At 69.6% G+C, this 13,191-nt stretch carries 14 protein-coding genes; 5 read left to right on the top strand and 9 right to left on the bottom strand.

Annotation, left to right across the window (positions count from 1 at the left end; translation table 11 throughout):
- Positions 1-7: 7 nt before the first annotated feature.
- Positions 8-1,309, bottom strand: coding sequence for an FAD-binding oxidoreductase (locus ACFFC4_RS00745; protein WP_375496772.1), 1,302 nt, complete (start codon positions 1,307-1,309; stop codon positions 8-10).
- An 88-nt stretch (positions 1,310-1,397) separates the two neighbouring features.
- Here ACFFC4_RS00745 and ACFFC4_RS00750 point away from each other — a divergent pair, with 88 nt between their 5' ends.
- Together ACFFC4_RS00750 and ACFFC4_RS00755 are read left to right on the top strand one after the other, a co-directional pair.
- Positions 1,398-1,628 (top strand): ribbon-helix-helix domain-containing protein, encoded by a 231-nt coding sequence (locus ACFFC4_RS00750; RefSeq protein WP_375496774.1) that lies wholly within the window; start codon positions 1,398-1,400, stop codon positions 1,626-1,628.
- On the top strand, positions 1,615-1,962 hold the full coding sequence (locus tag ACFFC4_RS00755) for a type II toxin-antitoxin system PemK/MazF family toxin (RefSeq protein ID WP_375496776.1): 348 nt from the start codon (positions 1,615-1,617) through the stop codon (positions 1,960-1,962). Before ACFFC4_RS00750 ends, ACFFC4_RS00755 begins: the two co-directional genes overlap by 14 nt.
- A 10-nt stretch (positions 1,963-1,972) precedes the next feature.
- Here the strand turns inward: ACFFC4_RS00755 and mdlC are convergent, their stop codons facing one another.
- Positions 1,973-3,565 carry a benzoylformate decarboxylase gene (gene mdlC, locus ACFFC4_RS00760; RefSeq protein ID WP_375496778.1) on the bottom strand — a complete coding sequence of 531 codons (1,593 nt, stop codon included), beginning with the start codon at positions 3,563-3,565 and terminating at the stop codon, positions 1,973-1,975.
- A gap of 83 nt (positions 3,566-3,648) precedes the next feature.
- Between mdlC and ACFFC4_RS00765 the strand changes: the two genes are divergently transcribed.
- Positions 3,649-5,202, top strand: a complete 1,554-nt coding sequence (locus tag ACFFC4_RS00765; RefSeq protein ID WP_375496780.1) for a phytoene desaturase family protein — start codon at positions 3,649-3,651, stop codon at positions 5,200-5,202.
- A 77-nt stretch (positions 5,203-5,279) separates the two neighbouring features.
- Here the strand turns inward: ACFFC4_RS00765 and ACFFC4_RS00770 are convergent, their stop codons facing one another.
- The 5 genes from ACFFC4_RS00770 to ACFFC4_RS00790 are packed head-to-tail and all read right to left on the bottom strand — an operon-like array spanning position 5,280 to position 10,419.
- Positions 5,280-6,464, bottom strand: a complete 1,185-nt coding sequence (locus ACFFC4_RS00770) for an ABC transporter substrate-binding protein (RefSeq protein ID WP_375496782.1) — start codon at positions 6,462-6,464, stop codon at positions 5,280-5,282.
- Positions 6,465-6,504: 40 nt separating this feature from the next.
- Positions 6,505-7,389 (bottom strand): ABC transporter permease, encoded by an 885-nt coding sequence (locus ACFFC4_RS00775; RefSeq protein ID WP_375496784.1) that lies wholly within the window; start codon positions 7,387-7,389, stop codon positions 6,505-6,507.
- On the bottom strand, positions 7,386-8,180 hold the full coding sequence (locus ACFFC4_RS00780) for an ABC transporter ATP-binding protein (protein WP_375496786.1): 795 nt from the start codon (positions 8,178-8,180) through the stop codon (positions 7,386-7,388). Before ACFFC4_RS00780 ends, ACFFC4_RS00775 begins: the two co-directional genes overlap by 4 nt.
- On the bottom strand, positions 8,177-9,397 hold the full coding sequence (locus ACFFC4_RS00785; protein ID WP_375496788.1) for an amidohydrolase family protein: 1,221 nt from the start codon (positions 9,395-9,397) through the stop codon (positions 8,177-8,179). The genes ACFFC4_RS00780 and ACFFC4_RS00785 overlap by 4 nt, the downstream gene beginning before the upstream one ends.
- Entirely contained in the window at positions 9,394-10,419 is a 1,026-nt protein-coding gene (locus tag ACFFC4_RS00790) for a methylenetetrahydrofolate reductase C-terminal domain-containing protein (protein ID WP_375496790.1), read from the bottom strand. Before ACFFC4_RS00790 ends, ACFFC4_RS00785 begins: the two co-directional genes overlap by 4 nt.
- Positions 10,420-10,771: 352 nt before the next feature.
- Here ACFFC4_RS00790 and ACFFC4_RS00795 point away from each other — a divergent pair, with 352 nt between their 5' ends.
- Both ACFFC4_RS00795 and ACFFC4_RS00800 read left to right on the top strand, forming a co-directional pair.
- Positions 10,772-11,236, top strand: a complete 465-nt coding sequence (locus ACFFC4_RS00795; RefSeq protein ID WP_375496792.1) for a hypothetical protein — start codon at positions 10,772-10,774, stop codon at positions 11,234-11,236.
- 25 nt (positions 11,237-11,261) lie between these two features.
- Positions 11,262-11,693, top strand: coding sequence for a RidA family protein (locus ACFFC4_RS00800; RefSeq protein ID WP_375496794.1), 432 nt, complete (start codon positions 11,262-11,264; stop codon positions 11,691-11,693).
- 3 nt (positions 11,694-11,696) lie between these two features.
- On the opposite strand, the gene ACFFC4_RS00805 is transcribed toward ACFFC4_RS00800, so the two are convergent.
- Together ACFFC4_RS00805 and ACFFC4_RS00810 are read right to left on the bottom strand one after the other, a co-directional pair.
- Complete coding sequence (locus ACFFC4_RS00805) at positions 11,697-12,476, bottom strand: enoyl-CoA hydratase/isomerase family protein (RefSeq protein WP_375496796.1); 780 nt, start codon at positions 12,474-12,476, stop codon at positions 11,697-11,699.
- Between the two features lie 10 nt (positions 12,477-12,486).
- The gene (locus tag ACFFC4_RS00810) at positions 12,487-13,077 is read right to left on the bottom strand and encodes a class I SAM-dependent methyltransferase (RefSeq protein WP_375496798.1); all 591 of its coding nucleotides are present in this window, start codon (positions 13,075-13,077) and stop codon (positions 12,487-12,489) included.
- Positions 13,078-13,191: the final 114 nt, after the last annotated feature.

Consider the following 13,191-nt stretch of genomic DNA (forward strand, 5'->3'; position numbering starts at 1 on the left):
GGCTCCCTTAGGCGGCGGCGAGCTTGCCCGGGTTGAGCAGGCCCTTTGGGTCGTAGCTGTCGAGCACGGCGCGGATCCCGTCGATGCGCCGGTCGAGCGTCCAGGTGTGCGGGCTGTGTATGCCGACCCCGAGCGCGCGCAACTCGTCCATGCCCCGGTACACGTCGTTCTCGCTGACGAACGGCGCCATCAGCATGCCGCCGAGGGTGCCGGGCATCTTCTCCAGGTGCAGCGTGCTGTCTGCGTACACGGCACGCACCGCGTCGGCGTTGTCGCCAAGCACGTCGCCGCCGACCTCGAGGTGGAACCAGTAGTCGGGCTTCTTCTTCTGCATGTGGAAGGTCGTGTGGTTGTAGGACAGCGACGTCACGCGGTCGGAGCCCTTCATGCCGGGACGGACGTCGAGCACGTCGCCGCCTTGCTTGGCGACCACGGCGCGAGCCGCGTCGACGGTCGAGCCCTCCAGGATCGCGCGCAGTGAGAGCCGCTCGGGATCGATCGCCTTGTCGCGGGGCAGGAACGACGCGATCAGCGCCTCGTCACCCGAGATCAATCGGGGCGTCTCGGGCAGGTCGTCGACCAGCGCGCGCATGGCGGCGACCAGGTCTTCGAAACGGTCGAAGGCCGCGAACATCGCGATCCACTCGTGCACCGGGTCGATGCCCACGGTGGCGCGGGCGATGATGCCGGTGGTGCCGTAGGCGTGGACGAAGGGCAGGGTGTCGGGCCCCTCGACGTGGCGCAGGCCGGGCAGCCCATCGGCGGCCGCGACGTCGAGCGCAGTGACGAAGCCATCGGCGTTCGTGCCATGCCGCAGCGAACCGGTGCCGCCGCTGCCACCGGCCAGGAAGCCCCCGAGCGTCGAGCCCTTGGTGGACGGGTACATCCACAGCTCGCGATCGTGCTCGGCCAGCGCGTCCTCGAGGTCGCGCATCCGCACGCCGGCCTCGGCGGTCACAGTGGCGTCGTCGATGCTGACGACTTGCCGGCACTCACTGACGTCGATGAGCACGCCACCGAACAGCGGGATGGCCTGCCCGTAATTGCCCAGACCGGTGCCGCGTGCGGTGACCGGGACGTCGAGGTCGTAGGCGTGCTGGACGACGACGGCGATCTCGTCGGCCGTGCGCGGGGTGACCACGACGTCGGCGAGACCGGCCGGCAACCGGGCGGTGAGAATCGGCGACATGTGCGCCCAGTCGACCGAGAGCCGCTCCCGGCGCTGCTCGTCGAGGCTGACCGCCTCCACACCGATGTCGGAGCCGACCCGGTTCACGAACTCGGCGATGGTGTCCGCAGCGACCGTCACGAGCGGGACGCTAGTGCGGCCATGTTTCTGCCGAATGACGCGTCGCGACCTGTCTGAGGTGTCGGTGCTACTGCGGTAGCATCCCGGTGTGAAGATCAGTGTGAGCCTGCCTGACGAGGACATCGCCATTCTTGACCGGTTCGCCCGCGCAGCAGGTCTGCCCTCACGTTCCGCGGCATTGCACCGGGCGGTGCGCATGCTCCAGCTGACCCATCTCGAGGACGACTACGCGGCGGCCTGGGACGAGTGGGAGGCGTCGGGCGAGCCGGCGGTGTGGGATGTCGCGACCGGCGACGGGCTGTCCGATGCGGCGCGGTGAGATCCGGCTGGTCGACCTCGAGCCGGCCCGCGGTAACGAGGCTGACAAGCGCAGGCCTGCAGTCGTCGTCAGCAACGACCGGGCAAATTCCACTGCGCAACACCTGGGTCGTGGCGTGATCACGGTTGTCCCGGTCACGACCAACGTCTCTCGCGTGTTCCCGTTCCAGGCGCTGCTGCCGGCAGCTCGCACCGGTCTTCGGCAGGATTCCAAGGCGCAGGCCGAACAGGTGCGGTCGGTGGCCGTCGAGCGTCTCGGCCCGGCCCTCGGCCGGGTGCCGGCCGAGCTCATGGCCGAGCTGGACGAGGCATTGCGGTTGCACCTGCAGCTCTGATCGCGTTCTGTCAGAGCAACGGCGGGACGCTCGGGTCGATCGTCACCTGCAGCAGATGTGGCCCGTCCGACCGAGCCAGCGCGGCGCTCAAAACCTCATCGAGCTCGGCCGGGTCGGTGACGGACGAGCTCGTGCAGCCGTAGCCCTCGGCGATGCGGGGTGTGTCGATGCCTGGCAGATCGAGTCCGGGGATGTCCGGGGTGTCGAGCTCGCGGGCGAACGACTTGAGAATGGCGTATTCGCCGTTGCGCAACACGATGAACAGGATGGGCAATTCGCGCAGTGCAGCAGTCCACAGCGCTTGGATCGAGTACTGCGCGGCGCCGTCGCCCAGCAGGCAGATGACCTTGCGCGGGTGGGAAGTGGCCGCTTCGGCCAGCGCGACACCGACGGCCGCGGGCAGTGCGTAACCGAGGATCCCGCTGCTCATGCTGAAGAACGCGCCCACGGTCGAGACCGGGATCCGCTCGTGCAGAGCGGACAGATTGGACAACGACTCCTGCAGGATGATCGACGTCTCGGGCCGCAGCCGCTGGACGGCGTCGAACAGGTACTCCGCCGTGATGGCGCCGTCGGCCTTCGCCGGTTCGGGTCGAGTACGCGGGTTGGGGAGCAGGCGGGTGGCCTGGCTCAATTCGTCGGCCAGCACCCCGCAGGCGGCGGCGGGATCGGTGAGAATGCTGTCGCCGACCGGCGCTCGGGCGCTCTCGGCCGGGTCGTCGGTGAGGTGGACGAGCCGGGTGCCGGCGGGCAGGTAATCGCCGGGCTCGTAGGGGTAGTAGCGGAACACCGGCGCGCCGACGACCAGGACGACGTCGTGGCCGGTGAGTGTCTCTGCCAGCGGGGCGATCGCGGGCGGCGCCGCGCCCTGGAATTGCGGATGGGTCTCCGGGAAGCCTGGCCGACCTTCCTCGGGAGCCGCCCACACCGGGCAGCGCAGCGTCTCGGCCAATCGCACGACGTCGTCCCACCGTGCGCTGACCGCGCCGCCGACGATCATGGCCGGCGACTCGGCGTTGCGCAGGAGGTCGAGTGCACCGCGCAGGCCGGCCGCGCTTGCTTGCAGGGCCGTACTGACCGAGCGAACGGCCGGTGTCGGGTCGGCCTCGGCATTGAAGTCGTCCATCGGTACGGACAGGAATACCGGCCCGGCGGGCGGTTGGACGGCGGCGGCGTACGCCCGGAGCAGGGCCGCGGGCGCGTCCTGTGGGCGGGCGACCTCGTAGCTCCACTTCACGTACGGGCGCGGGAAGTCCACCGCCTGGCTGTTGGTCAGCAGTGGTTCGAGCAGCAGCATCTCGCGGGTCTGCTGCCCGGCGAACACGATCAGCGGGGTGCGGTTGTGCCATGCCGAGGCGATGTTGCCCAGCGCATTCCCGACACCGCCCGAGGTATGCAGCTGGACGAACGCCGGGCGATGTGTCAGCTGGCTGTACCCGTCGGCCATCGCGACCACGGACGCCTCCTGCAACCCGAGGACGTAGTCGAAGTCGGCCGGGAAGTCCGTCAGCAACGGTTCCTCCGTCGAACCGGGGTTGCCGAAGACCGTCGTCAGACCCAGCTCGCGCATGACCTGACGGAACGAGTCCCGAACGGTCGTCATCCTGCTCCCTCGTCGACTGCCCGAGTCCTACCCACTCGACCGATGTTGCGCAGCCGAAACACCCGCGTGTTCAGCTGATCATCATGACGCCGCCCGAGCTTCCCGAGTCCGCAGATGTCGTGATCATCGGAGGCGGTCACAACGGCCTTGCGTGCGCCGCGTACCTCGCGCGGGGCGGGCGTGAGGTGGTTGTGCTCGAGGCGCGCGGCACGATGGGCGGTTGTGCGTCGACGGTCGACGCGATCGGTGCGCGGGTCAACATCTGCAACTGCGACCACACGATGGTGTTGGCCAGCGGCATCGTCAACGACCTGGACCTCGCCGACCACGGTCTGACCTATCTCGACGTCGACCCGGTGACCGTCGCGGTCGGGTGGGACGGCACGTCGCCGCCGTTCATCCAGTGGCGCAGCATCGAGCGAACGATCGACGGCCTGGCCCGGGTCGACCCCCGCGCCGCCGCTGCGTACCGCGCATACCTCGATGTCGCGCTGCCCGCTGCCCGACTGATGCTCGAGGTCCAACGCTCGCGCCCTGGCCTGCCAACGATCGGCGCGGCGGCGGCCCGGCGTGGGTTGCGCGGCAGCACCACGCTGCTGCGCTGGGCCCGCTCCAGCGTGCTCGAGGTCATGACCGGCTTTGGCCTGCCGCCGTGGATGATCGCCGCGGTGGCGACGTCCGGACCGGCCGTGTGGGGTTTGCCCCCGAACGCAGCCGGCACAGGACTCGCGGCGCTCGGGCCGGCGGTACGGCACCTCGTCGGCGTCGGGCGTCCGGTCGGCGGCAGTGGTGCCCTGCCGGCCGCGTTGGCCGCCGCGGCACAAGCGCACGGCGCGCGGTTGATCACTGACGCGCGGGTCGGCGGGCTGACCGTGCGTGGCGGCCGGGTGCTGGGCGTCCGCCTTGCCGATGGGCGTTCGATCGCCGCGCCGAGTGTGGTCGCCGCCGTCGACCCGCGCACCGTCCTGCTCGACTGGCTGCCTGATCTGCCGGTCGACGAGCCGTACCGGCAGCCGCCGGGCGAGGGGTACGAGTCGAAGCTCGACGCCGTCGTCACCCGACTTCCCGAGCTACGGGTGCTCGCCGAGCTGCCCGAGGACGTCCTGCCCGCCGCCGCGCGCGGCATCGCGACCGCGCTGGTGTGCCCGACCCCGGAGCAGCAGATCGCGGCCGCCGACGCCCGTGCCCGGGGCGAGGTGTCCGACCCGCCGATGTTCCTGGTGAACACACCGTCCGTGCTCGACCCGACCATGCGCCCGGACGCCGACACCCACCTGCTCAGCCTGGAAGTGCTCTGGACGCCGTACGCCCTCGCCAAGGGCTGGACGGATTCTGCCGAGCCGTGGAGCTGGCTGGAACGTCTGGGCGAGCTGTGCGAGCCGGGCCTCGTGGATTCGGTGCGCGACTGGCGCGTTGTGACCCCGGAGGATTACGAGCGCGACTTCGGCCTGGCGCGGGGGTACGCGCCGTCCTACCCCGGCAGTGTGGTGGCCACCCTGCTCGGCCGGCGCCGGGAGCTGTCGCGCTACCGCACCGCCGTCGACGGGCTGTACCTCACCGGCGCCGGAACGTTCCCCGGGGCCGGCGTGTGGGGTGCAAGCGGGCGTAACGCGGCAGCCACCGTGCTGTCCGCCTGACAGACCCCCACGGTGATCAACAGCGCCGAACCGTCAGCTGACGACGGTTCGGCGCTGTTGATCAGTGAGCGGGGCGGTTACGGCAGCTTGACGTTCTTGTCCAGGAACTGGTTGGTGGTGATGCTCGACGGGGTGAGATCGGTCGCGAGCTTTTTGCCCGTCTTGCTGTAGATCGGCTTCAGGATATTGATCAACTCCTGCACCCGGGACGCGTCGAACGAACCGAGGTAGCCGGTGGCCGGGTCGTTGGCCACGATCCCGAGCTTCTTCTCGGTGGCCACCGCGTACGCCGCGACTCCCGGCGTGTAGACCCAGCCGTTGTTGTAGGCCCCGACCAGCTTCAGGATGAGCGCGTTCGTGGCCGCCGGCTTCTCGACGAAGTCGACGATCGCCTGCTGCATGATCGGCACGAGCTTGGTCAGGCACTTCGTCAGGCTAGGAAGCGCGTCCTTCCGCACGCCGAGCGCCTGCTGGTAGAAGTCGAAGCCGGCGTCGGCGATGAGCTGGTACTTCATCGGCTTGTCCCAGGCCTTGACCTCGTGCGAGTACGTGTACGGCTCAGATGTCGCGAAGCCCTGGACCGCGAACTTGCCCTTCGACCCGACGAACTCGGTGGGCGTGCCGTCGTAGTTGCCGTCGACCTGGCTCTTCTTCAGGATGCCCTTGCCGATGAGGTAATCCATGTACGAGGCGCCCTCGAAGTAGAGCACCTTCGTGTTCGTCTTGCCGATGTCGGCGATGGTCTTGAAGTCCGGGTGCTCCTGCGGCGACCACTGGATGATCTGCGGGCTCTTCTGCAACCCGGCGAGCACGGCCACCGTCGGGTTGACCGCCGACAGCGACACCTGTTCGTCGGTGCCCAGGTAGCCCAGAGTGATCGACTTGTCCTTGTACATCTGCGAGGTCACGGTCTGGAAGCCGATCGCCGGCCCGCCCGAACGGATCTCGACCTTCACACCGGTGGGCTTGCCCTCCGCATACAGGTCACCCGACACCGACTTCTTCTGGGTGTTGATCGTCGGGTTCGGCCCGAGCAGCTGGTACTGCCCGCCGTGCTCGCTCTCGGGGTTCCAGTCGGTCTGGATCACGACGGTCGACGGGCAGCCCGCCGCCTTCAGATCGATCGCGGAATCGGCCGCCGTCTTGACCGCCGTGGCCTTGGGCTTCGAGGCCGAGCTGCTGCAGCCCATGGCGAGCACGGCGATCGCGCCGATGCTGATCAGGGCCGCGCCGCGACGCCGCATGCTTCGTGATCGGGTCACTCGTGCTCCTTGTTGGTTGGGTTGTGCGGAAATCAATGGGTCAACCGCGGTTGGCTCGGTACCAGCGCCCGACCACAAGGTTGTTGAGCCAGCTAAAGAGCAGGAAGACGGCGATGCCGAGCAGACTCGACAGCAACACGCCGGCGAACAGCGGTGCGAAGTCCAACCGGGCCAGGTATCCGGAGAACAAGGTGCCGAGCCCGGCCACGCCCTGTTTGAAGTAGATCTCGCCGACGATCGCGCCGATGACCGACAGCCCCGCGGATACGCGGTAGCCGGTGAACATGGCCGGGAGCGCCGCGGGCAGTTGCAGCTTGATCAGCCGGGTCAGCCGGCCCGCCTTGTGCAGCGTGAACAGCTCGTGGGACCCGCGGTCAGCCGCCTGCAGCCCGAACACGGTGTTCGACACGATGGGAAAGAACGAGATGAGGACGCAGACGATGATGCGGCTCTGCAGCCCGTAGCCGAACCAGAAGCTGATCAGCGGAATGATTGCCAGCACCGGCACCGTCTGCAACATGATCGCCCACGGGTAGAGCGAGTTCTCCAGCCACTTGGCCTGCACCATGATCACCGCGGACAGCGTGCCGAGCACCATGGAGATCGCCAGACCGACGAACGTCACCTCGGCGGTGCGCAGCAGCGCATGCAGCAGCTGGCTGCGGTTGTAGCTGTTGATGAACCCGTCGTGGATCACCTGGTCCGGCGGGGGGAACTCGTAGCGCAGGTCCGCTTCGAGGACTACGTAGGTGACGAAGTACCAGATGCCGATGACGACGCCGAAAACAACAGTGGGGCCGATCATCCCTTGCACGCGGGCCTTCGGACCACGCCGCTCACGAGACCGGACCGGCGGGGCCAGTACCGAACCGGGCGCCTGCGTTACGCCGGGGTCGACAGCTACGGGCTCTTGTGTTGTCGTCATGAGACGCTCCGCAGGTGTTGCGAGACCTCGCCGGAGAGTTCGGCGAACTCGGGGGTGTATCGCAGCTCGGGTGATCGCGGGTAGTCGAAGGGCACGTCGATCTCGGCCACGATGCGACCGGGCCGTCCGGACATCACGACGACCCGGGTGGACAGGAACACCGCCTCGGCGACCGAGTGGGTGATGAACAACCCGGCGAAGTTGCGGGCCTTGAACAGCTTCAGCAACTCGTCGTTCAGTCGCTCGCGGGTGATCTCGTCGAGCGCACCGAACGGCTCGTCGAACAGGAAGATCTCTGGTTCGAGGGTGAGCGAGCGGGCCAGCGAGGTGCGCATCCGCATACCGCCGGACAACTCGTGCGGCAGGTGCTTCTCGAAGCCGGACAGCCCGACGAGCGCGATAGCGTCGGCGGCCCTTTTGCGCCGTTCGGCCTTCGACACGCCCTCCAGCTCACAGAACAGCTCGATGTTGGCCTGCACCGTGCGCCACGCCAGCAGCGTCGCGTCCTGGAAGACATAGCCCACGTTGCGGCCGTTGATCTCGACCTCGCCGGCGCTTGCCTTGTCGAGCCCGGACGCGATGCGTAGCAGGGTGCTCTTCCCGCAACCCGACGGCCCGACCACGGAGACGAAATCGCCGGGGCGCACGACGAGATCGGCGTCGGTCAGGGCCACCGTCCCGTCCGGGAACTGCTTGGCCACGCCGCTGAACCGCATGGCTGCGGTATCGCTGAGGGTTCCGGTCGCTGCCGTCGGTGTCGCTGCCGTCGGTGTCGCTGCCGTCGGTGTCATGGTGCTACCTCTCCGTCGAGGGATGTGGCCAGTTGGGTGTCGACGCGGGTGCGGGCGACGAGCCGGCCGCCGCTCCAGACGAAGCGATCGGGGCTTGCCGCACCGAGCGCCTCATTGGCGTCGACGGCCCGGACCGCGACGAGGTCGGCGCGCGCGCCTGCTTCGATCGCGACTGGTTCCCGCCGCAGCGCCGCGCGTCCGCCCTCGGTGAGCGTGCGCAGCGCGTCCGACACGGACAGGTGGCCATCGGTGACCATGAGGGCGCCGACCTCGAGGGCGTCACCGCGCCCGACGGGGTGGAAGGCGTCGCGCAGGTTGTCGCCGCCGGCGGCCACCGTCGCACCGGCAGCGAGCAGCGGGCGGACGGCGGTGAGCCCGCGCGGCGTCGCGACCGGATGTTCGCGACCCTGCAGGTACAGGTTCGTCTGCGGCAGCGCCACGATCGCCATCCCGGCCGCGGCGATCTTCTCGGCCATGCGCCGCTGCACGTCCTCGGGCTGTACGCCGAGGCTGACGCAATGGCTGCCGGTGACACCGTGCTCGAAGCCGGTGGCCAGCACCCGATCGGCCAGGTGCTCGAGAGTGAGCATGCCCGGGTTCAGCGTCTCGTCGGTGTGCAGGTCAAGCGGCACCCCGGCCTCGCCCGCGATGCCGAGGCAGGTGTCGACGGCCGCGATCGGCTCGGGGTCCAGGTGCGGGCACCCGCCGGCGACGTCAGCACCCTCGGCCAGCGCGACCTTGAGGTTGGTACCGGCCTCGCCGAGGATCGGGTGGCCGATCAGCGCGACGAGTTCGAGATCGACGACGCCGCGCCACGCCTCGCGCACCTCGACGAGCGCGGCCAGCGCCCGCAGGCCGAACGTCGAACCGATGTTGACGTGGCTGCGCACGACCGTCGTGCCGTACGCGAGGTGGATGCGCAGTGCGGCGTCGGCCCGGCGCACGAAGTCGGTGTGCGTGAACCCATCTGCGATCTCGTTCATCGCGTGGATGGCCCCGAGCAGGTCGCCGGTGCGGTTCACCGAACGCGACACGGTCAACGCCTTGTCGAGGTGGGCGTGCGGTTCGACGAAGGACGGCAGCAGGACGTACCCGGAGAGGTCGATCGTCGAGTCCGCCGAGTGGCCGGGGCCGACGGCGGCGATGCGGTCGCCGTCGAGGAGCACGTCAGTAGTGCTGCCGTCGACGAGGCGCGCATGCCGCAGGACGGTGCTCATGCCGGTTCGCAGACGGACGCGTGAACCGCGCGGCCGATCTCGGCGAGCGCTTCAGCCGAGACGATCTCGCGTCCCGGTTGGGTGCCGCCGGAGAGGTCGACCCCGTCCACGCCGGGAATGGCGAGCATTGCACGACACAGCTCGACCGCCGCGGCAACGCCGGCCGCGCGCCGGTCGGTGGCGTCGAGCACCGACTCCACGTAGCCGGCTGGGACGAGCCCGGCGGCGAAGGAGAGCAGCACCTGCGCGGACTCCAGATCGGTGACGACCGGTACGCACGCGATGACGTCGCCGCCGAAGCCGGCAGCGCGCAGTGCCGCCGTGGCGTCAGTGACCTGCGACGGGCCGCCGCAGTGGTCGACGAACACGGTGTCGGCGCCGGCTGCCGCCTTGGCCAGCACGCGCGGCAGACGGATGGCCGTGGGCGGCGTGGCCGGTGCGTGCGCCACGGATACTGCGACGCCGCGGTGGGCCGCGAGCCGGACCAGGCCGAGCGCGTCGAGGTCGAAGACGGCCTGCGCGTCGGGCCGCCCGCCTCGGGCCGGGTGGTCGCCGGTGACGCAGTGCAGGCCGGCCGCGCCGGCGGCGATGCACGCCGCGATCTCACCCTCGAGCGCGACGCGGTTGCGATCGCGGCAGTTCAACCCCGCCCAGGTCGGGAGACCAGCCTCGGCGAGGAGACGGACGCGGTACGACGGCGGGAACTGCACGCGGGCGAGCCCGTGGTCGCCGGTCAGGCCGGCGTCGACGCTGCCGGCCAGGAGGGCCCCGACCGTACGCAGTGACTCGACGTCCAGCGCGGCGGCGGGAACGTCGGCAATCACGACCGGTGGTTTCGTCGCTCGCCACGGCGGGGCCGCTCGGCCGGGGTGTTCGTAGGGCCAGTCGACTGCATCGACGTTGAGGAAGGCGCACGGGCCGACGTCCGGGACCTCGCATGCGCCGGCCGCGCCGACGCCGGCGCAGGGGCCGTGCAGCATCGATTTCGGGCACCGGCGGACCGCCGCCGTCCACCCCGTCACCTTGCCCCCCGCTGCACGGGTCCCAACCTCTGTCCTGGACGTCTACGTGGGGTTTCCCAGCCATGAACACTGGGTTTCAGGAGCGTCGGGTTTCACCCGTCAGGTCAGGGCAGGCTGCCAGAGCTCGACCCGGTTACCTTCCGGGTCGACGACCCCCATCCGCGTCGAGGCCGAGGTTCTCGCGTTACCAGGCGGTGACAGCGGCCGGATCGGGGCCCGCAGGAAGACCACCGATTCCGAGTACGCGTTCCATCTCGTCAGCGTGCCAGACCGGCTCGGCTACCCGGTTCAGTCGTCACGGTTGAGTAGTTCTGCTCGGTGGGTGGTCGCCGCAGCGAATGACGATGCTGCCATGACAACAAGTAATGCACTGCGTCCCAGTTCCTACCGCTGCGTGTTCACCGGCCTCGGCATGGAGCTGGGCTCGTTCGTCGTGACCACACTCGGCTCGTCGAGCGGCGCGGGCTGGATGGAGAGGGTGTCCGCAGCCCTGGGAATCTGCGGAGTCTTCGTCCTCGTCGTCGGCGCCTGCAAGATCGTCTACGACGTGCTGCAGCTCGCGCGCGGCCGATCGCCACGTGAAGCGGTGCGCCGGCGTGTCGGCCCGAAGCAGATGCGGCTCAGCACCGTCACAAATTTGACCTTGGGCGTCGCGATGGTCGGCACGTACTTCTGGTTGTGCGCCCGGCACGTCGCCAGCTTCGGTGCGGCCGCCGATATCGGCGGCGGCGGGCTGCTGGTCGGCGGCGGCATCGTGGCCACGATCGGGGTCGCCAAGCTGGTCTTCGACCTGGTCTGGCGCCGGGACCGGGTCTGACGGAGCGGCCACCTACAGTCGGCCCATGCTGCGCGCCGTCATGCCCGAGTCGATCGCACCGCCTGCGGCGAATTACGCCCACGCCGTCCTCAGCACGGACACGCGGCGGTGGCTGCATACGTCCGGGGTCGTCCCGGTTGCGCCCGACGGGCAGGTGCCCGAGGGGGTGGCCGCTCAGGCCGACGTCGTCTGGGCCAATCTGGCGGCCGTCCTGGCTGACGCGGACATGGGGCCTGACGACGTCGTCAGCGTGACCACCTACGTCGTGGCGTCCGCGATGGGTGCAGGGTTGGGCGCAGGGTTAGGCGCAGGGTTGGGCGCTGGGTTGGGCGAAGCGATGGCGGCCCGCGACGCCTTCCTCGGCGGGCGGCGGGTGGCCAGCACGTTGGTCACCGTTCCGGCGCTGGCCCAGCCTGCCTGGCTGATCGAGATCTCGCTCGTCGCCGCCGCTGGCTGAACGTCAGCGGCCTGTGTAGGTCGCCTTGCCCGGGCCGTCGGTCAGGAATGACGCGATTGCGTTCTGCAGGTCCTCGCTGGCGAGCAGCGCGCCGCTGACCAGCGGGGTGAGGTCGTCGGCGGCGCGAGCGCCGTTGCGTGCCGCCGCGGCGGTGATCAGCTTGGTGGCGGCGTGCGCGCGGGTCGGCCCGTTGGCCAGCCGCAGCGCGAACGCGTGCGCGGCCTCGCGAAAGCCCTCGTCGGGCAGCACGCGGTTGACGACGTTCCACTGCTCGAGGGTCGCGGCGCCGAACAGCTCACCGGTGTAGATCAACTCCCGAGCGCGCGCAGGACCGGCTCGTTCGACGAGACGCTGGGGACCGCCCATCGACGGCGTCAACCCGACGACGATCTCGACGAGCCCGAAGCGTGCGGACTCGGCGGCGAGGATGAGGTCACAGGCCAGCGAGATCTCGAAGGCGGCCGTGAGGCAGAGCGCGTGGGCGGCGAACACCGTTGGGATCGGCAGGTCTTCGAGCGCGTGGATGAAGTCGAGCCAATCGCGCCAGACCGCCGCGCCGGAGACGGCATCGAGCGTGGTGAAGAAGTTGACGTCCACCCCGGCCGACACCGCGCGTCCCTCGGCCTGCAGCAGCAAACCGCGGGCCTCGGAGTCCGTGACGTGGGCAAGTGCCGACTTCAGCGCAGCCATCATGTCCGGCGTGAACAAGTTGAGCGGCGGGGCGTTGAGCGTGATGATGGCCAACGGGCCGTCGTAGGTCAGGTCGATCGGGGCGTCCGGCATGGGTCGCAGGTTATCGAGCAAGCACCACGAAGGTCCGACCACCGGCCGTCCACGTCTCCCCGACGGTGTAGCCGGCGTCCATTGCGTACCGGGAGAGTGCCGGGAGGCCGACCGCCGCCCATGCGAACGCCGGCCCGACCTGGGCGCCGTTGTCGGTGAAACAGACCTCGACCACCTCGTCGATGTCGTCGGTCGCGGTCACCTCGACGATCACCTCGCCGCGTGCCTGTAGCAGCCGCGCGATCCGTTCGAGCAGCCGCAGCGGGTCGCCCCCGATGCCGATGTTGCCGTCCATGAGAAGGACGGTCGGCCAGCGGCCCTCGCCGGGCAGCACCCCGAACACGCTGCGCAGCAACGCAGGGAAGCCCTGCCCGCGGGCCAGGACGACGGCCGTCTCGGAGATGTCGACGCCGAGGCAGGCGACGCCGCGAAAGCTGAGCGCGGAGACGAAGCGACCGGGCCCGCACCCGACGTCGAGCACCGGACCCACACAGCGGTCCAGGACGGACTGATCGACGGCGTCGGGCGGTGCGAGCCAACGCGCGATGTCCAGGGCGCCTGCGTCGGTGACGGCGTGCCGGATGTCGCGCGCAGGGTTCACCGAGCCAGGCTATGGACCGCACCTGCGGTAGTCCCGTCGCCATCCATTACGGCCCGGTGACGCTCGCCCGACCACGGCTCGCGCGGCTATCGGCGTCATCAGTACGTCCTTAGG

Origin of the sequence: uncultured Jatrophihabitans sp. (assembly GCF_964244045.1) — a bacterium.
Taxonomy (GTDB): Bacteria; Actinomycetota; Actinomycetes; order Mycobacteriales; family Jatrophihabitantaceae; genus Jatrophihabitans.